Genomic DNA, 18916 nt, shown 5'->3' with positions numbered 1-18916 from the left:
GCCGAGGTGCTCGGCCGCCTGGCGCCGGACGTGAAGAAAATGACCTTCATGCAGTTTGGCCGCGTGCGCCTGGAAGGCGTGGAGTGCTACATCAGCCGCTCCGGCTACACCGGCGAAGACGGTTACGAGATTTCCGTGCCCGTGGCCCAGGCCGAAGCCCTGGCGCGCACCCTGCTGGCCCAGCCGGAAGTCCAGCCCATTGGCCTGGGCGCCCGCGACTCGCTGCGCCTGGAAGCCGGCCTGTGCCTCTACGGCCATGACATGAACACCGACACCACGCCGGTGGACGCGAGCCTCATCTGGGCCATCTCCAAGGCCCGCCGCGCCGACGGCCTGCGCGCCGGCAACTTCCCCGGTGCCGGCAAGATCTTTGCCCAACAGCGCGACGGCGTGCCCAGCAAGCGCGTCGGCCTGCTGCCCCAAGAGCGCGTACCGGTGCGCGAAGGTGCCGAGATCGTTGATGCCGACGGCACCGTGATCGGCCGTGTCTCCAGCGGCGGGTTCGGCCCGAGCCTCGGCGCCCCGGTCGCGATGGGCTACGTCGCGGCCAGCCATGCCGCCCTGGACAGCGAGGTCTGGGCCCTGGTGCGCGGCAAGCGTGTCGCCATGAAAGTGGCCAAGACCCCCTTCGTGCCACAGCGCTACTACCGCGGCTGAATCAGAGTCCCTCGACTGCCCCGTTTCGGCGGGGCCTTGAAGGGTGGAGACGACAATCTCCACCCTTTTTCTTTGCACCGGCATCGTGCACAGGCCGCATCTTAAGAAGTCCCTATAAATCACTGAAATAAATAGCCTTTCGTAATTCATTCGAGCGACACAATGCCGTCATCAACCGGTCATCCGCCACAGGCAGATTCTCTGCTCCACTTTCCTGGGGAGGACCTCCGATGAACGACAAGAAGAACCTGATCAAACCCCTGGTTGCCGCCCTGCTGGCCGCCACCCTCAGCGCCTGTGCCATGCAGGCCCCGGCCCCCGCCAAGGCGGTAGCCCTGGATAACGAAGACTGGTATCAGATCCGCACCGAGAAAGAACTGTTCGTCTTCGACGACTACGCCACCTACCGGGAATACGTGAAGAGTGGCACTGCGCCGATCAAACAGAACACCGGCAAGCAGGACGGCTTCGGTCGCAACATCGTCTTGATCCTGAAATCCGCCGACCAGGGCAAGGATGCGAAAACGCTCTCTGCCCAGCGCTTCCTCGATGTCAGCCTGCCGCCCGCCCAGCCCTTCTATGGCGAACTGCGTGACGAAGAAGGCGTCATCTTCGTGTTCAGCCGCTACGGCGACATGATGGACATGTACAAGATCGGCGAACCGACCTTCAGCTACGTCGACATCGGCGGCGGCCCCGAGGGTCAGCGCGTGGTGTACGTCCTGGGCAAGGAAGAACCCAAGCCGGTCAAGCAGATCGCCCTGTTCCACGACAAGTACAAGTAACTCCCCCCGGAGCGACCGGAACTCACCCTCCTTTCCGGTCGCTACCACCCCGCTCCAACCGCTCTACCGCCTACCCTCCCAAGCAAGCCGCCCGTCTTCGTGAAATATCTTGATACATTCAGCGCTGTACCTAGTGCCAGAAGCCACTAGCCACTATTAGCGGCGAATTATTGTCATTTCGACAATTGCGCTCGCCAAGTGAGAGGTCTTTAGTCGAGTTATTGGCGCTTGGGCCGCGCGAGCAATTTCTTTTGCGGCCTGCACCTTCGTGCAAACGGATGGGGAAAACGAGCTTTGGAGCACTGCATCCAAGGCAGGCCGTTTGCGCGGGTTCGTGGTGGGGAGGTGGAGCACACCCATGAAAGGTAAAAATCCTGAGAAAGCCAAAAACAAGAAAGACAGGCTGGCGGACCTAAGACGGCGCGACTTTCTCAAGCTTTCCGCCGCCGCTGTAGCCGCACCAGCCCTGCTACGCACCTCTCGAAGCGAGGCTGCGGCGCCGATATTGCCGCCCAGCCCACCCACAACCCCCTGGGTGATGCAGCTACCCAAGCAGATTGTGCCCGCGGCCAGCGTGCCTTACCTCAATCCCGCACCTACCGAACTGGCCAATGTCGCCGGTGGCGAAGCCGGGAGGGGACCGCACCAGTTCTGGGCTCGGTTCAGTCCCAACGCCGAGTACTACGAGCTGCGCGCCAAGGAAACGCCCAACTGGGTGTTCAACCCGGCCTATCCGGCGCAGAAGGTGTGGACCTATCGCGCGGCCAATACCCCGGCGAACGAGTTCAGTGCGACGGTCATGACCCACTACGGTCACCCGATGATCTGCCGCATCTACAACGACCTGCCGGCCAACCACACGGGCTTCGGCACGCCGGAAATCTCCACCCACTTGCACAACCTGCACGCGGGCGCGGAGAGCGACGGCTTTCCCGGTGACTACTACAGCGCAACCAAGGCCGGGCCAACCCTGACCGCCAAGGGCAAGTTCAAGGACCACCTCTATCCCAACGCCTATGCCGGCTTCAACACCCCGCCCAACAGTGTGGGTGACTACCGCGAAGCCCTGGGCACGCTCTTCTACCACGACCACACCCTGGACTTCACATCGTCCAATCTCTATCGGGGCCTGGTGGGTTTCTACCTGCTCTACGATCACCTGGATTCGGGTAACGAAGCTGACCCGACCCCGGGAGCGCTGCGCCTGCCCAGCCATCCCTACGATTACCCACTGGCCTTCGCCGACCGCCGCTTCGACGCCACAGGCAGGCTCTACTACGACGAGATCAATCCCGAAGGGGTGCTGGGCGACAAGGTCATGGTCAACGGCATGATCGAGCCGGTGCTTAAAGTGGCCGCGCGACGCTATCGCTTCCGCTTGCTGAATGCCGGGCCGAGCCTTTTCTATGCCTTCTCGCTGGTCAACCCGAACAACATCAAGCAGAACTTCACCTACATCGGCAACGACGGCAACCTGCTACCCAAGCCGCTGCTCAACCAGCAGAGCATTACCCTTGGCGTCGCCGAACGCGCCGACATAGTGGTCGACTTTTCCAAGTACGTGGTGGGCACCACGCTCTATCTGGTGAACCGCATGCGCCAGGAAGAGACCCGCGGCCCCAAGGACATCAAGGAGCCCGGCGTCCGCGTGCTGAAGATCGTGGTGGACCGCTGGCCAACCGCCCAGGACCTCAGCCAGGTACCCGCCAATCTGCGCCCTCTGCCGCCAGTGACCGCCGCTGACATCGCCGCCGCCCCGGTGCGCCGCTTCGTCTTCGAGCGCTCCAACAACATGTGGGCGATCAATGGGCAGTTCGTCAACGTCAATGCGCCCCGATTCAATGTGCCCCAAGGTCGTGGAGAGATCTGGGAGCTGATCAATATCGACAACGGCTGGTCACACCCCATCCATATCCACCTGGAGGAAGGCCGCATCATCTCGCGAATGCGCAACGGTCAGCAGCTGCCGATCCCTGCCCATGAACTGGGTCGAAAGGACGTCTACACGATCAACAAGAACGAGACCATTCGCGTCTTCATCCGCTTCAGGGACTACAAGGGCAAGTACGTCATGCACTGCCACAACCTGATCCATGAAGACCACGCGATGATGCTGCGCTTCGACATCGTATGACGGCGGAGGGAGGACTATTTCATGAACACACGCAGAAACCTTATTGGCGGCCTGGGTGCCGGCCTCTTCGGGCTAGCCGCCCTGGGAGCCATGGGCGCCTCCACCGAGCGCCAGCCAATGGCTCGCTCGGGCAACGCCAGGTTCCCCAACCCAACGCTATTCACTCATCAGGGCAGGAAGGTTCAGTTCTATGAAGACCTGATACGCGGCAAGGTGGTAGTGCTCAACATGATGTACGCCAGCTGCGGCCGGAACTGCCCTACCGCAACCGCCAACCTGCGCAAGGTCCAGCAGATGCTCGGTGAACGGGTGGGACGGGAAGTCTTCATGTACTCCATTACCCTGCAGCCCGAGCTGGACCAGCCGCGCCACCTGCAGGAATACGTCGACAAGTTCCACATCGGCCCTGGCTGGGAATACCTCACCGGTGACCCACAGGACATTCTCGACCTGCGCTACGCCCTGGGCTTCTACGATGTAGACCCGTTGGTGGATGGCAACCAGCTCACCCACACCGGAATGGTGCGAATCGGCTACGAGCCCATTGGCCGCTGGACGATGGCGCCGGCACTGACCGATCCGGAGCACATCCTCTCGGCGATCAACCATGTCGACCCCCGGGTCGAGCTCACCGGCTGGGGCATGCAACCCCAGGAGTCCTGAGCACTCCGGCGGCCTCCGGGAGCACCTGGAGGCCGGGTGGTGTATGATGCGCGCCTCCGGCCCGCTCGCGGGCCAAGCCCGCACAGAGCAGAACCAGCATGACCAGCCAAGACCTCGATCAGGCCGAAGCCCAACCCCAGGAAAACCCGGCCGCAGCCGCTAGCACCGCCGAGCCGGCCAAGCCGAAGAAACAGAACGTCCCCTACTACCAGACCCTCAAGGGTTACGACCGAGGCCAGCGCCCCGGTCCCGCACCACGCGGCTCCCGCCGCTCCATGGGCAAGCGCTGACACTCGACTCATCAGTCTCCGCTCGCGAACCGAAGCGTTTCGCGGGCGGAGTTAGCTCCCACCAAGCCCCGCTCACTCCCGCCCCGCTCTAGAACGGACCTTTCGGCCCTACCAGGCTTATCCGCTCGCTACGTCACACCCACAAACATCGAATAAATCGATTATGCCAATTTTGGGAAAAAGCCTTTCCACCTTGCGCAATGGCACTCTCAAAGAAGTCCTAACTCATTGTTTTTAATAGACAACAAATAACTATCATCGGCGTCGATGGCAACCATCACGCAGGATCACTTCTTGATCGAAAACGTATCAGTAACATGGGCCCCGTAGACGAATTCCACCCCCCTCACCGAGGTGCCCGAAAATGAAAAAGCAAATCCTTGCCAGCCTGTTCATCGCCAGCCTGTCCGCCACTGCTTTTGCCCTGCCCCAGGGTTCCGTTGTCGCTGAAGGGGGTTCCGACCGCAACAGCATCCACCGCGTAGCCGAAGGTGGTGCTGACCGCACCGGCGCTAACCGTATCGCTGAAAACGGTTCCGACCGCTCCCAGTCCCTGCGGGTAGCTGAAGGCGGCTCCGATCGCACCAAGGCCTTCGATGTCGCCGAAGGTGGCTCCGACCGCACCAAGGCCTTCGATGTCGCCGAAGGCGGTTCCGACCGCACCAAGGCCTTCGATGTCGCCGAAGGTGGGTCCGACCACACCAAGGCTTTCGATGTCGCTGAAGGCGGCGCTGACCGCACTGGTGCCAACCGCATCAGCTGATCCTGGAGCCGTTCAGAGGCAGGCAATCACGATGTATGCAAATCCTCGAAAGGCAGAAGGCGCCACCTGTGGCGCCTTCTTTCTTTATCGGGAGGGCAAAAGCTAATGTCCGGATTACGTGTTGCAAGCAGCTGCATGGCCTGTAGGCTCTTGCACCGATGGTCAATGTCTCGCAACAGCTACCGCATGACGTTCGAGTGGCAGAGCCGAGGTTTGCTTGGCGATGGCAATCGTCACCACAAGTCCGCCCTCAACACGCAATACACGCCTCGAACGCCGACCGCAGTTCAACCGCATCCACCGCCCCGCGCGCTCCGATGACGATCAGTTGAGTATGCGGCGCCCCGCCCTCCCAGCTGTCTTCCGGTTTGATCTCACTGCGGCTGCCAACCAGATGCAGAGTGCAGCGCTTACCGGGCGCCTCCGCGATATGGCAAACGCCCTTGGCGCGGTAGATCTCGCTTGGCAAGGCGGCCAGGGTCTTGCGCAGCGCCTTGAGAGACAACGGCCGCTCAGTGGAAAAGCTCCAGGTATCGAAGATTGCCGCGTGATCCTGCTCCGTGGTCGCCGCCAGCACCGGAGCCGATGCGGTTGCGGCAGGCCGGAAACTCCAGCCTTCCTTGAAGCGCCCCACACCCAGTACCAGTTCCAGCGGTACCTCGCCGTACTGACTTTCCAGCACTCGGGCATTAGGGTAAAGCCAGCGGGATTTGAGCGCGTCAATCTGCTCGCGACTGACCCGGTCCACCTTGTTCACCACGATGATGTCGGCCACATCCAGCTGCTCCATCGCCAGTTGGGCCATGGCGCCGTCCAGCTGCCCGAACTGCTCGGCATCGACCACCGTCAGGATGCTGTCGATGGCCAGCGCTTCGCGGAACTGCGGGTAACGCAGCGTATTGGCGATCTTGCTCGGATTGGATACCCCGCTCGCCTCGATGACGATGTACTCCGGCCGATTGGCGCGGTCGTCCAGCAGGCGCCCGAGCTGCTCGATCAGATCGCTTTCCACGGTGCAGCAGATACAACCGTTGGCCAGGCTGACCATGGTCTGGGTCTGGCTGACGATCAGTTGGCTATCGATATTGATGGCGCCGAAGTCGTTGACCATCACTGCCATGCGCAGACCGTGATCACTGGTGAGGATGCGGTTCAGCAAGGTGGTCTTTCCGGCGCCGAGAAAGCCGGAAACTATGGTCACGGGGATGGGATTGCGTTTACTCATCGTCCTGCCTCTTGGCCGTCGGCCGGGATGCTCCCGGCCTTGCACATCAGAAGTTCGGCAACTCGCCACGCCAGGTGGCGGCGTAGCTGGTTTCGTCGAACTCGCCATGTCGGTCCCAGGTCACTTCGCCTTCCAGCAGGGTCAGCTGCACCTGGGTGTTGTGGATGTTCCCCTTGGGCGCCACCTCGAACAGGTTGCGATCGAGCACGATGAGGTCGGCGGACTTGCCCACCTCGATGGAACCGGCCTTGTTTTCGATCCCCATGCACCAGGCACCATTGAGCGTCATCACGCGGATGGCCTGCTCCAGGCTGATGGGGCTGCCATAGAACTGTCCCTCTTCCTCACCGTAGGGATTCTCGCGAGTGACCATGGCCTCGAAACCGATCCAGGGATTGATGCTGGAAACCGGCCAATCGGTGCCCATCACGGCCACCCCGCCGTGCTCCAGCACACCCTTGAAGTTGTAGGCGCGCTGCATACGGTCTTCGCCAAACACGGCACGGGCGTTGGCGAAGGACGACGGGAACCAGCCCACCGGCGAGAACTCCGCCGTTACCTGCAGTTCGGCGAAGCGCGGCAGGTTGGCGTCCAGCAGCGTGGTGCTGTGGGCGCACTGGTGGCGCACGCCACTGTCACCGTTACGCCGACGTGCCTCGGCTACGGCATCGAGGAACAGGTCGGAGGCGCCGTCGCCGGTGCAATGGGCGATCACGCGGATGCCCTTGCGATCCATGTCCACCACCATGTCCGTGATGTGCTCCGGCGTCAGGTTGAGGTGACCGCGCCAGCTGCTTTCGCCCGGCCAGGCGCTGGACAGGTAGGACGAGCGCGACTCGTGGGTGCCGTCGAAGTGGAACTTCACCGCATTGGCATTGAGCCGCGCACTCCTATAGAAGTGCCGCTCGCCTGCCAGCAGCTCCCAACGGCGCTTCACCGGGAAGATATCGTCCTGCCAACTGATGGCGGCTTCCACGCGGACGGAAAGCTCGCCGACCTGGTCGATGGACTTCAGCGCGTTGAGGCGGTGTTCGCAGACGTGCACGTACTTGGTGCCAACCACGCCATGACCGCTCTGGAACCAGACGCCTTCGCGGTACGCACGCTTGAGCGCGTGCAGGGGCGTCGGCGGCATGGCGGCATGAATCAGCGCGTAGGCGCCGTCCACCAGGATGCCGGTGGGCTCACCCGTTACGCTGTCGCGCTCGATGTAGCCATGACGCGGGTCCAGGGTATTGGCGTCGATACCGGCCAGCTCCAATGCCTTGGAGTTGACCATCATGCAGCCCCAGGAACGGTCGAGGATGGCCACCGGGCGATCCGGCAGGACGCTGTCCAGCCATTCGCGATCCGGCACCAGGCCGACCTGCTTGAAGGTGTAGCGGACAAAATACTGGCCATAGACCCAGCCATCGCCAGGATGGGCAGCGGCGTAGTCGAGAATGGCCTGTTTGACCTGCTCCGGTGTCGGGTCCTCGACACCCACTTCCAGATATCCCGCGTAGCCAGGCGCCAGCTTCAGGTCCGGATGGGTATGCATGTCGTAGATGCCGGGCATGGCGAAGCGGCCCTTCAGGTCCAGGACCTGGGTATGGGCGCCAATCAGGCCATCCATCTCGGCACTGGAGCCGACCGCGACGAACCGCCCGCCGCGAATGGCCACCGCTTCGGCCCAGGAGTTGGACGCGTCCACGGTGTAGATGCGGCCGTTGAGCAGCACGAGGTCGGCGGCGCCGGAAGGCCCCGGCAGGTTCGACGAGCGGAAGTCGGTGTGTTTTTCCATGGCAGTGAAGTCCGAATCGGGAATCTTGTTATGGGCTTGGGGCCGGGGTACCTGGCGGCACCCCGGCAGCCGGTCAGCCGACGATCAGGTGGCCCAGCAGCGCCAGGATCGGCAGCGAAACCAGGACCCGCAGCACGTAGATCATCAGCAGGTCACGCAGCTTCAGGCCGATGTCGGCACGAATCAGCAGAATGGCCGCTTCGGTGAAGAAGATGATCTGGTTGACCGCCACGCCCACCATCACGAAGCGGGTGACCTCGCTCTGGATGCTGGCACCCAGGATCGACGGCATGATGCTGTCGACCATGCCGGCCAGCAGCGCAGGGGCGGCCTTCTCGGCTTCTGGCAACTGCAGCAGCTCCATGTAGGGCACCAGCGGAATCGCCATGTACTTGAACAGCGGAGTGAACTCCACCAGGGCTAGGCCCAGGCAGCCGATCACCATCATCGCCGGATAGACGGAGATGGCGATGTCCATGCTCACGTGAACGCCATGGCGCACCTGGGCGAAGATCGACGGCGCGGTATCGGCACGTTCGATGGCGCGGCGCAGGCCCAGGGCGAACAGGCCTTCGCCTTCGCGACGGTCAGTCTTCAGCTGCTTGCCCACGACGGGGTGGTAGGCATTCGGCTTGCCACGCAGCGGCGGCAACTTGGGCACGATCAGGGCACAGAGCAGGCCGGTGATGGCCACTGCGATGTACCAGGGCACGAAGACGTGCTCCATGCCGATCAGTTTCAGCAGCAGGTAGGAATAGGCAATCGACACAATGGAGAAGTTGGTGGCGATCACACAGGCCTCGCGGCTGCTGTAGTAGCCCTGGCGATACTGCTGGGTGGTGAGGATGATGCCCACGCTGGAGGCCGCCAGCCAGGAAGCCATGCAGTCCACCGCGGCGCGGCCGGGCAGGCCGAACAGCTTCTCGAAGCCTCGACTGACCAGGCTGCCGACGAACTCCATCAGGCCATAGTCGGTGAGCAGCGGCAGCAGGATGGCCGAGAGGAAATAGATGGCCAACACGACCGGGCCGACGTCATAGAGCATCACGCCGCCGGTGTTGCGGTGCCAGATCCATTCCGGCCCGATCTTCCAATAGGTCATCACCATCAGCACGGCGCCGATGACGCGCACGGCGGTCCAGCCCAGCCCCGGGTTGAACAGCTGGATGAAGCGGTTGGGGTTCTTCTTCAGTGCGCTGAAGGTGACCAGCAGGGTGAGCAGGCTGGGGATGGTGGCGACGCCGACGGTGACCGGCACCATCATCGGTTTGACCACGTCGTTGATGTAGTCGATCACGTAGGCAATGAGGATGTTGCTCTTGCCGTTGATCTCGAACGGCACCAGGAACAGCATCACGCCGATCAGCGAAGGGATCAGGAAACGCAGCAGCTGTGCGGTGCTGTACTGGCTCAAGGGGCCTCCGGACTGGGGAAGTACCGATCCGGCATCGGGTTGTTCTTGCATGGTCACACCTTCTTGTATTTGTAGTGGATGTTGCACCGGTCGCTGGTGGCCCCGGCTCGCACGGCAGATTCAAGCGTTCGGAACGGGCATCAGGCCCTGAAAGTTGCGTCCAGGCGGTCCAGTCGACGCAACTCGGCCTGCCAGACCAGGTCGACGCTTTCCAGGTGGTAGCGTTCGTTGTCGAACTGGCGGGCCGTGAAATCACAATCCTCATGGGACGGAATGCGCAGCGGGCGGCCGGTCTTCATGGCCTCCAGCTGAATCTCGCAGGCCTTGTTCAGGTAGAACATCAGGAAGTAGGCCTCGGCCACGCTGCGGCCGACGGTCAGCAGTCCATGGTTGCGCAGGATGGCGGCCTTCTTGTCGCCCAAGGCGGCGACGATGCGCTGGCGCACTTCCAGGTCCAGCGGAATACCTTCGTAGTCGTAGTAGGCAACCCGCTCGTAGAAGGCCATGTTGGTCTGGTTCAGCGGCAACAGCCCTTCTTCCAGGGCAGCCACGGCCATACCGGCCAAGGTGTGCGTATGCATCACGCAGACGGCATCGTGGCGGTGCATGTGAATGGCGCTGTGGATGGTGAAACCGGCGGGATTGACTTCCGGGGCGCGGTCGTCGAGCTTGCGGCCGTTGACGTCGATGGCCACCAGGTTGGAGGCGGTGACCTCGTCCGGGCGCAGGCCGTACTGGTTGATCAGGAAAGCGGGCTCATCCGTCGGCAGCCTGACCGAGATATGGGTGAAGACCTGGTCGCTCCAGCCATTGACCTCCAGCAGCCGGTAAGCGGCAGCGAGGTCGGTACGGAGCATCTGTTCATTGCTGCTTGTTTTCATGGAGCATTCCAGCCGGTCAAGAATCGACATCGCTGGGCAGCTCGGCGCGTCCGTGAGCCTACGCACCGGGGGGATGCGCCTACCCTTCAATGGTCCCTCGGGGCGGAGATTAGAGCGCTTGCCCAGGTGCGAATATCGATATATCTTGCTGACAATCATTCCAAAATGTAATGAACTCCGATGCGCCGCCAGCTCCCAAGCATGATCTCCCTCAGCTGCTTCGCCGCTTTCGCCCGACACATGAGCGTCACCCGCGCAGCGGAGGAGCTGAACCTGACGCAAAGTGCCGTCAGCCGACAGATCAAGAACCTGGAGGACATGCTTGGGTGCACGCTGGTCGAGAAGGTTCGGCAGCGCCTGCTGCTGACCGACCAGGGCCGTGAGTACGTGCAGGAAGTCAGCCTGCTGCTTGACCAGCTGGAAGCCGCCACCATGCGCGTACGCAGCAGCCACTCAGGGCGGCTGCGGGTCGGCGCCGAACCCTCTTTCACCACTCGCTGGCTGCTGCCCAAGCTCAAGGAGTACGCCCGCGAGCATCCTGAAGTCGAACTGGAAATCATGAACGACCTGCGCCGTCTCTATGACCGGCACGAAGGTTATGACGTCGGGATTCTCTACGGCGACGGCGACTGGCCGGAGTTCGATGCGCGCTTCCTGATGGCTGGCGAAATGGTGGCTGTCTGCACGCCGGACCTGCTGGAGCGCTTCGGTCCGATCGTCGAGCGGCGCGACATCCTGCGCTATCCCTTGCTCCACCACAGCTCCCTCACCAGCCTGACCAAGTCCTCGACCCAGCTCTGGCTGCACAGTGCCGGCCTTTCCTCCAAGGAGATCGAGGCCCTGCCCGGCCAACGCCTGGAACACTTCCAGTTCGTCCTCGACGCCGCCCTTCACGGGCTGGGCGTCACCGTGCTGCCGCGCTTCTTTGTGGCGAAGGAAGTGGAAGACGGTCGCCTGGTCATTGCCTGCCAGGAGCCCCTGGTATCCGGGAAGTACTACGTCGTGGTGCCGAAGCAAAGCCGCGATGCCAAGATTGAGCGCTTCGCTGAATGGCTGTTGCAGTGGAGTGAAGAGCCAGCGAACACCGACGGCTGAATGCTGGCCTTGTGGGGTTCGATTTCAATCGCCTCCCACAAGGCGTCGCAGGAGACGGTCTCTAGACCGAATCGCGGCGCAGGGGCTGGCACATGCAATGCACGCCGCCACCGCCTTTGGCGATCATGCTGATGTCCGGGTCATAGACCTTGAGGCCCAGGGCCAGGCACTTCTCCTTCAGCGTCTTGCTGGTGGACGGCAACAGCACCCTGCCCTCGCCCAGCGCCACCACATTGCAGCCCAGCTCCATCGCATCCTTGAAGGGAATATCGACGATCTCGATGCCCTTGGCCTTCAGCCAGTCAACCAGCTCCGGCTCCACGGCATCCACGCACACGGCGGCCAGACGCTCGGCCAGCATCACGCAGAGGGCGTCCATGTGTACGAAGAAGGGGTCCATGCCGTAGAGCTTCACTTCCCAGCCTTCAGCCTCCAGCCAGCCCTTCATCTGCTGCACCGCCGGCTCCTGGGAGCGCTCGCCGGTATAGCCACAGAGAATCACGCCCGGCTGCAGCATCATGAAGTCGCCGCCTTCGAAAGACCCGGCGGTGACCATGTCGTAAATCGGGATGCCGTTGTCCTTGTAGAACTGGATCACCGGCGCGTACTCGCCACGACGCCACCACTGGGCCATCTGGGTGACAATCGGACCGAAGGGCGTCATCACGCTGGAGTCTCGGGCGAACACCTGATACTTCAGGCTCGGGTCCGTCGGCAGCATGTGCACCGTCACGCCCGCCTCTCGATACGCGTCCACCATCTCCGCGTGCTGGGCACGCGCCACGGATGCGTCGAAGCGATAGCCAAGGCGCAGGCTCTTGCGCGAGATGGAGCTGGTTTCCAGCCAGTGGTAGTGATCCACCGGGCCGAGCAGGACGTCACGCAGGACGCCGTACTCGGAATCAGCCCCCCAGTTTTCCAGGCGAGGGGTGTCGCCACCGTCGCGGCGGTGTTTCAGGGTGAATGCGCTCATCAGGTTCTCCAGGTCAGGATTGAGCCATGCGCAGCATGGCGTGCAGCAGGACGTTGGCGCCGGCTTCAAGGTCGGCAGGTGCGGCGTTTTCCGCCTCGTTGTGGCTGATGCCCCCTTCGCAGGGGACGAAGATCATGCTGGTGGGGGCGACTCGCGACAGGTACACCGAATCATGGCCGGCGCCGCTGCACATCCGCAGATGCGAATAGCCGAGCGCATCCACCGCGCCTTGCACGGCCGCCACGCAATCGCCATTGAACGTCACCGCAGGGGAATGCCATTCCTCGCGAATGTCGGCCTGCAAACGATGGCGACTGGCCTCTTCGGCAACGATGCGGCGAAAGTCGATGTCCAGCCGCTCCAGCACGGCCTGGTCCGGGTGGCGCAAGTCCACCGCCAGTACCAGGCGCTCCGGCACCGTATTGCGCGAGCCGGGCTCGGCGCGGATGTCGCCAAAGGTCACGCGAGCCCAGGGCCCATGTTCCTCGGCCAGTTGGTAAAGGCGCGGAAGGATGGCGCCAAGCCCCATGAATGGATCGCGACGCACCGTCATCGGCGTGGGGCCGGCATGCACCGGCTGCCCCTCCAGGGTCAGGTCGTACCAACGGATACCTTGCACCCCGGTGACCACGCCCACCTGTAGGCCCTCGGTTTCGAGGATCGGCCCCTGCTCGATATGCACTTCGAAGGAGGCCGTCAACGGGCGAGCCCGCGCGGGGTGCTCGCCCAAGTAGCCGATGCGAGCCAGCTCGCTGGCGATACTCGCGCCCTGCTTGTCAGTGCGGCCGTGGCCATAGGCAAGGTCGAAGGCACCCGCCCAGACACCCGAGCCGATCATGGCCGGCGAGAAGCGCGCGCCCTCTTCGTTGGTCCACACCGCCACCTCCAGCGGGGCACGCGTGCGAATGCCGGCGTCGTTCAGGGTCTGGATCACCTCCAGCCCCGCCAGCACGCCATAAACGCCATCGAAGCGGCCACCGGTAGGCTGGGTATCCAGATGCGAGCCGGTGAGCACCGGCGGCAGGTCGTCTTCAAGGCCGGCGCGGCGGGCGAAGACGTTGCCCATCTGGTCCACGCTGATCTCGCAACCTGCTTCGCGGCACCAGCCCACGAAAAGGTCGCGCCCGGCCTTGTCCAGGTCGGTCAGGGCCTGGCGGTTGCAACCGCCCTGCTCGGTGGCACCGATCCGCGCCATGTCCATGAGGCGCCCCCAGAGGCGCTCGCCGCTGATGCGCAATGAATGGATGTGTGTGTTGGCCATGCAGCTGTCTCCCGGTTGGCCACCGGCGCGCGGCCGGTGGTGACGATGGGGGACAGCCTAGGTTCGGCCATCGGGCGGAACCATACCCAGATTAGGGTAAGTGCCCGGTCATGCCGCGCCCGGCGTGGCGATGGCAGCCAGGAACAGCGAGAACAGTTCGCCCTGGGAGCTGATGCCGAGCTTGGCATGGATATTCTTGCGATGGACCCGCACCGTATCCGCGCTGATGGCCAGTTCATGCGCCACCGATTTCGACGAGTGCCCCCGCAGGATCAGCCGCGCGACTTCAGCCTCCCGATCAGTCAGGCAGTCACCACCGAAACGGTTGAAGGCGCGTTCCAACTGCGCGTGCAGGGCCTGCCCCGCGCCATCGCCGCTGACCGCTTCCGCAGCCCAGTGCCTGCGGGCAGCAGCGGCCACCAAAGGCTCGATAGAGGCCAACACGGCAAGCTCCTCGGGCGCGAAGGCGCCGTGCGAAGCGATTCGTCCCATCGACAGGGCAATGCCACCTGCGCGCTCCAGGCCGATGAGAATGTTCACTTCATCCGCCAGCCCGTGGGAGGCGTAGAAGTTGCGGTAGTACTCGGACTCCTGGAACTGGTCGGGGGCGATATCCGCCAGCCGCACCAATCCCTGACGACGCCCCTCGACACACGCCAGATGCACCGGGTCCAGCAGGTAAGGGCCGGCCAGATAGCGATGAACCTCCTCGCGCCGCGCGGGCAGCACCCGCCCTTCCTCCAGCATGAGCGGGGGCTGGCCCGGGGCATGGGCGACGATGAAGGCCGTGTCGATGGGCACGGCAGCGAAGAGTGCCTGCAGCAGGCGCGCGGGAAATTCCGGCTGGCCGATGGTATCGATCAGGCTGGCTTCCAGTCGTAGCCACTGGGCAAGGTCGAAGACGGAGGAGCTCAAGGCATCGCGACTCGGGAAAGGAAAACGCTGCATTCTCCACCAGCCCCGGACCGCAGGTCACCCCTGTCCGGTATCGCGTTGACATGGATGTTATCGCTAACATAGAGTCCGCCACACCCAACTTCGACTCAGCCGGTGCCCGATGTCCAACCCGAAACCTCGCGTGGCGCTCTTTCACACCTGCCTGGTGGACCTCTACCGCCCCAGTGTCGGCTTCGCTGCCGTCCGCCTGCTGGAACAGGCCGGCTGCCAGGTGGAAGTGCCCGCGAACCAGACCTGCTGCGGGCAGCCGGCATTCAACAGCGGCGCCACAGGACTCGCACGTGATCTCGCGCGGAAGCTGATCGAGGCGTTCGACGGCTATGACTACGTGGTGGGCCCCTCCGGCTCCTGCGTCAGTCTTCTCAAGCTGCACTACCCGCAGCTGTTCGAGGACGACGCAGCCTGGCATGGACGTGCGCTCGACCTGGCCGGCCGCAGCCATGAGCTGTTGAGCTTCCTAGACGACGTCATGAACTTCCGCCCCACCGCCCGCCTGCCTGGCATTGCCACTTATCACGACAGCTGCTCCGGCCTGCGTGAGCTGGGCATCAAGCACCAACCACGGCGCCTGTTGGCCGGGGTCGACGAGCTGGAACAGGTGGAAATGGACGAAGCGGAAACCTGCTGCGGCTTCGGCGGCACCTTTTGTGTGAAGTACCCCGACATTTCCGCACGCATGGCCAGCCAGAAGGTCGCGAACATCCATGCCAGCGGCGCCGACATCGTGCTCGGCGGCGACCTCGGTTGCCTGCTCAACATCAGCGGCCGCCTGACCCGGCTGGGCAGTCCGGTACGGGTATTCCACGCCGCCGAAGTGCTGGCGGGCATGGCCGACGGCCTCGCCATCGGCGAAGGGAGAAGCGACTGATGGAATTGCGTTCCGCGCGCTTCAAGTCTGCGGCCCGTGTCGCGCTATTCGATCCCGAACTGCAAGAGGCGATGGCCGACAACCGCCATTTCGCCGCCCACGTTCGCCGCCAGGTAGGTGCCACCGGCAGTTTCCAGGCCCTGCGCGACGAGGCACGCGCCATCAAGGATCACACCCTGGCGCACCTCGACCATTACCTGGAGCGCTACGAAGCCGCTGCCGCCCGACGCGGCGTCCAGGTCCATTGGGCCGCCACCCCGGAGGAAGCCCAGGCGCAAGTCCTCGCCATCTGCCGGCAGGCCGGAGCGCGCCAGGTCATCAAAGGCAAGACCATGATCGGCGAAGAAATGGGCATCAACGCCGCCCTGGCCCGCGCCGGCATCCAGCGCTTCGAAACCGACCTGGGCGAGTACATCCTTCAGTTGGCCGACGAACCGCCCAGCCACATCAACGGCCCGGCGATCCACAAGACGCTCCGGCAGGTACAGGCGCTGTTCCATGAGCATCACCAGGAGCTGGGCCGCGACGAGTACCTGCTCGACCCGGCAGACCTGCTGGCGGAAGCCCGTCGGCTGCTGCGCCAGCGGTTCATCGATGCGGACGTAGGCATCACCGGCGCCAACTTCCTCGTTGCCGAAGACGGCACGCACGTGCTGGTGACCAACGAGGGCAACGGCGACCTCACCAGCTTGCTGCCACGGGTGCGCATTGTCCTGGCGAGCATCGAGAAGGTGTTGCCGACGCTGGCCGACGCGGGCACCCATCTGCAACTACTGGCCCTCAGTGCCACCGGCCAGCCGCTGACCAGCTACACCTCGATCTACGGCGGCCCAGCCGATGACGGTCCCGAGGAATGCCATGTGGTGTTGCTGGACAATGGCCGCAGCGAAATGCTCGCCGGCGCATTCCGCCCCATGCTGCGCTGCATCCGCTGCGCCGCGTGCATGGACAACTGCCCGGTGTACAACTGGGTCGGCGGACATGCCTATGGCTGGATCTATCCCGGCCCCATGGGATCGGTCTGGACGCCGAACCTGGCCGGTCTTGAGGACACCCGCGACCTGCCCAACGCCTGTACCCTGAATGGCCGCTGCAAAGAAGTCTGCCCGATGCAGATCCCTCTGCCCGACATGCTCCGCGAACTGCGCCATCAGCAGTGGCAACGGCACCTGACGCCAACCGGCAGTCGCTGGGGCCTGCGCCTGTGGGGCGCCCTGGCGCGCCGCCCTGCCCTTTACCGGTTCGCCAGCGCGATGCTCGCGCAAATCCTGCGCCGGGTTGCCGGCAGCCGAGGACGTTTGCGTCGCCTGCCCCTTGCCGGTGCCTGGACAGCCGAACGCGACATGCCGGCGCCACAGGGCGCGACCTTCCAGCAACTCTGGGAAAAGCAACAGAAGAGGAACGGACCATGAGCGGCTCACGCGCAGCGATCCTCGACAAGATTCGCCTGGCAGTCGGGCGTCAGCCGGGTGATGCACCGGCGCCCAGGCCGTTCTCCAGCGCAATTGCCCTCGCCGCTGCCGGCAACCTGGAACAACACCTGCGCGAACGGCTCGCCGTCACCGGCGTGACCATGGAATGCCTGCCAGGCATGCAGGCGCTGCCCGACGCCCTCGCCGGCTATCTGGCGCGGCGGCGACTGGCAGGACCGGTCGCCCTCGCCCCATCCCTGGCCAGCCTGGATTGGCGCGACCTGCCGGTGGACGTCGGCAGCGCCCTGCCCCATCACACTGTCGCCGTGGGCAAGGCCTTCGCCGGCATCGCCGCAACGGGCAGCCTGGTGATGCTCGCCGATGCCGACAACCCGCCCCGGCTCAACTTCCTGCCGGAGCATCACCTGGTGGTGCTGTCACGCAGCCGGCTGCTGGCTCGCCTGGAGCAACTCTGGCCGTTGTTGACGGGGCGCGACACCCAGGCAGTGCATCTGGTGACCGGTCCGTCCAGCACGGCGGACATCGGCGGCCAGTTGCTCTACGGCGCCCATGGGCCGCGCGCGGTGCACGTGTTGTTAACGCCTTAGCGCCGTCGACTCCCGCGCCACCAGTTCGCTGCCCACGTCCACCAGTGCGTCCCAGGATTGCTCGCCGCGAATGCGCTGGCAGAGCAACTCCACGGTGGCGTTGGCCACACGCTCGGCGGGGATTCGCACGGTCGTCAGCGAGGGCATCGCCACCCGCGCAATGGGCAGGTCACCGAAGCCACAAATGGCCAGTTCGTCCGGAACCCGGACGCCCAGGCGTTGGCAGGTGAAGAGCGCACCAATGGCTGGCATGTCGTTGGTAAAAAAAGCGCTGTCGCAGTTGATCTCGCCGCGAGCGATGCGCTGGATCACCTCCACGCCGTCATCGATGTGCGGCACAGGCGAAGTATTGAAACGCTGCGGTTCGATGCCCAAACCGTCGAGAACGGCCTGGCGGAAACCGGCGAAGCGCAGGTTTTCGCGCTCATCGTCGTACCCGAAAAAGGCCGGTCTGTGGTAACCGCATTCCACCAGGTGGCGCCCCGCCGCAGCGCCGGCGGCCCAGTTGGAGAAGCCCACCACTTGCCCCACCGGCTGGCGCGGCATTTCGCCCTCGGGCAGGTCCCAGAGTTCGATCACCGGAACATCGGTGGACTGGAGCAGCTCCAGGGTTTCCGGCGCGTGATAGCCATAGGCGAGGATCAGGCCATCCAATTGCCGGCCGAGGAACGCCCGCAGCAGCTTGCCTTCTTCTTCCTGGGAGAATCGGGTTTCACCGATCAGCAGGTGATAGCCGGCGCGGGCCAGGCCCTGCTGGAGGATCTCGATGGTGGTGGCGAGGATGGGGTTGGTGATGGTGGTGATCAGCGCCCCGACGATGCCGCTGCGGCGCGTCACCAGCTGGCTGGCGGCGAGGTTGGGCACGTAGCCCAGCTCGCGCACCGCCTGCTCGACCTTCAGCCGGGTCTGCTCAGAGACCACGTCGGGCTTGGAGAGGGCCCGCGACACCGTCATGCCGGAAACCCCGGCGAGCCGGGCTACGTCCTGCAGCGTGGGTTTGCTCTTGGTCGACATCCTGGCCTCTGGCGCCATTTCAGGGGAGGCGCATTATCCCCATTGGCGCCCAGTGGAGCACGCACTTGTAGGGGCGATTTCAATCGCCAAGCGGACCGCAGGTTCGCCCTGCAGCCTCGATGGGGGCAGCTAC

At 63.9% G+C, this 18916-nt stretch carries 18 protein-coding genes; 10 read left to right on the top strand and 8 right to left on the bottom strand.

The genetic code is table 11. The features are described 5' to 3' along the window. The 6 genes from G559_RS0117065 to G559_RS0117040 form a co-directional block, all read left to right on the top strand. Positions 1-657, top strand: a 657-nt coding sequence (locus G559_RS0117065) for a glycine cleavage T C-terminal barrel domain-containing protein (protein WP_028629395.1), incomplete at its 5' end; no start/stop codon positions are given. A 230-nt stretch (positions 658-887) separates the two neighbouring features. Then, entirely contained in the window at positions 888-1442 is a 555-nt protein-coding gene (locus G559_RS0117060) for a hypothetical protein (RefSeq protein WP_028629394.1), read from the top strand. Positions 1443-1800: 358 nt separating this feature from the next. Continuing rightward, on the top strand, positions 1801-3576 hold the full coding sequence (locus G559_RS0117055; protein ID WP_051246735.1) for a multicopper oxidase family protein: 1776 nt from the start codon (positions 1801-1803) through the stop codon (positions 3574-3576). 21 nt (positions 3577-3597) lie between these two features. Further along, the gene (locus tag G559_RS0117050) at positions 3598-4239 is read left to right on the top strand and encodes an SCO family protein (protein ID WP_028629392.1); all 642 of its coding nucleotides are present in this window, start codon (positions 3598-3600) and stop codon (positions 4237-4239) included. Positions 4240-4337: 98 nt separating this feature from the next. Continuing rightward, positions 4338-4529 carry a hypothetical protein gene (locus G559_RS0117045; protein ID WP_028629391.1) on the top strand — a complete coding sequence of 64 codons (192 nt, stop codon included), beginning with the start codon at positions 4338-4340 and terminating at the stop codon, positions 4527-4529. Between the two features lie 364 nt (positions 4530-4893). Continuing rightward, positions 4894-5292: a hypothetical protein gene (locus G559_RS0117040; protein WP_028629390.1), complete on the top strand. Its 399-nt coding sequence runs from the start codon at positions 4894-4896 to the stop codon at positions 5290-5292. A 250-nt stretch (positions 5293-5542) separates the two neighbouring features. Here the strand turns inward: G559_RS0117040 and G559_RS0117035 are convergent, their stop codons facing one another. The 4 genes from G559_RS0117035 to G559_RS0117020 all read right to left on the bottom strand — a co-directional run bounded on the left by G559_RS0117035 (position 5543) and on the right by G559_RS0117020 (position 10595). Further along, positions 5543-6517 (bottom strand): CobW family GTP-binding protein, encoded by a 975-nt coding sequence (locus tag G559_RS0117035; protein WP_028629389.1) that lies wholly within the window; start codon positions 6515-6517, stop codon positions 5543-5545. 46 nt (positions 6518-6563) lie between these two features. Continuing rightward, entirely contained in the window at positions 6564-8300 is a 1737-nt protein-coding gene (locus G559_RS0117030; RefSeq protein WP_028629388.1) for an amidohydrolase, read from the bottom strand. A 73-nt stretch (positions 8301-8373) separates the two neighbouring features. Then, complete coding sequence (locus G559_RS0117025; protein WP_028629387.1) at positions 8374-9765, bottom strand: YjiH family protein; 1392 nt, start codon at positions 9763-9765, stop codon at positions 8374-8376. 89 nt (positions 9766-9854) lie between these two features. Beyond that, the gene (locus G559_RS0117020; protein ID WP_028629386.1) at positions 9855-10595 is read right to left on the bottom strand and encodes a class II aldolase/adducin family protein; all 741 of its coding nucleotides are present in this window, start codon (positions 10593-10595) and stop codon (positions 9855-9857) included. A 180-nt stretch (positions 10596-10775) separates the two neighbouring features. On the opposite strand from G559_RS0117020, the gene G559_RS0117015 reads away from it, so the two are divergent. Beyond that, positions 10776-11690, top strand: coding sequence for a LysR substrate-binding domain-containing protein (locus G559_RS0117015; protein ID WP_245586514.1), 915 nt, complete (start codon positions 10776-10778; stop codon positions 11688-11690). A 61-nt stretch (positions 11691-11751) separates the two neighbouring features. On the opposite strand, the gene G559_RS0117010 is transcribed toward G559_RS0117015, so the two are convergent. The 3 genes from G559_RS0117010 to G559_RS0117000 form a co-directional block, all read right to left on the bottom strand. Then, the gene (locus G559_RS0117010) at positions 11752-12663 is read right to left on the bottom strand and encodes a dimethylarginine dimethylaminohydrolase family protein (RefSeq protein WP_028629384.1); all 912 of its coding nucleotides are present in this window, start codon (positions 12661-12663) and stop codon (positions 11752-11754) included. Between the two features lie 13 nt (positions 12664-12676). Further along, positions 12677-13924, bottom strand: coding sequence for a Zn-dependent hydrolase (locus G559_RS0117005; protein ID WP_028629383.1), 1248 nt, complete (start codon positions 13922-13924; stop codon positions 12677-12679). A 108-nt stretch (positions 13925-14032) separates the two neighbouring features. Then, positions 14033-14872: a helix-turn-helix transcriptional regulator gene (locus G559_RS0117000; RefSeq protein ID WP_028629382.1), complete on the bottom strand. Its 840-nt coding sequence runs from the start codon at positions 14870-14872 to the stop codon at positions 14033-14035. Between the two features lie 109 nt (positions 14873-14981). Here G559_RS0117000 and G559_RS0116995 point away from each other — a divergent pair, with 109 nt between their 5' ends. Genes G559_RS0116995 through G559_RS0116985 form a run of 3 tightly spaced genes read left to right on the top strand, consistent with a single transcriptional unit; the run spans position 14982 to position 17769 of the window. Beyond that, positions 14982-15749: a (Fe-S)-binding protein gene (locus G559_RS0116995; protein ID WP_028629381.1), complete on the top strand. Its 768-nt coding sequence runs from the start codon at positions 14982-14984 to the stop codon at positions 15747-15749. Next, on the top strand, positions 15749-17161 hold the full coding sequence (locus G559_RS0116990; protein ID WP_028629380.1) for a lactate utilization protein B: 1413 nt from the start codon (positions 15749-15751) through the stop codon (positions 17159-17161). The genes G559_RS0116995 and G559_RS0116990 overlap by 1 nt, the downstream gene beginning before the upstream one ends. Continuing rightward, positions 17158-17769, top strand: coding sequence for a LutC/YkgG family protein (locus G559_RS0116985; RefSeq protein WP_028629379.1), 612 nt, complete (start codon positions 17158-17160; stop codon positions 17767-17769). Before G559_RS0116990 ends, G559_RS0116985 begins: the two co-directional genes overlap by 4 nt. On the opposite strand, the gene G559_RS0116980 is transcribed toward G559_RS0116985, so the two are convergent. Then, positions 17758-18783 (bottom strand): LacI family DNA-binding transcriptional regulator, encoded by a 1026-nt coding sequence (locus G559_RS0116980; RefSeq protein WP_028629378.1) that lies wholly within the window; start codon positions 18781-18783, stop codon positions 17758-17760. The genes G559_RS0116985 and G559_RS0116980 overlap by 12 nt on opposite strands. Positions 18784-18916: the final 133 nt, after the last annotated feature.

The sequence above is a fragment of the Metapseudomonas resinovorans DSM 21078 genome (assembly GCF_000423545.1).
Taxonomy (GTDB): domain Bacteria; phylum Pseudomonadota; class Gammaproteobacteria; order Pseudomonadales; family Pseudomonadaceae; genus Metapseudomonas; species Metapseudomonas resinovorans.
The sequence above is the reverse complement of the archived record's forward strand: the minus strand, read 5'-3'. Positions and strand labels throughout refer to the sequence as shown.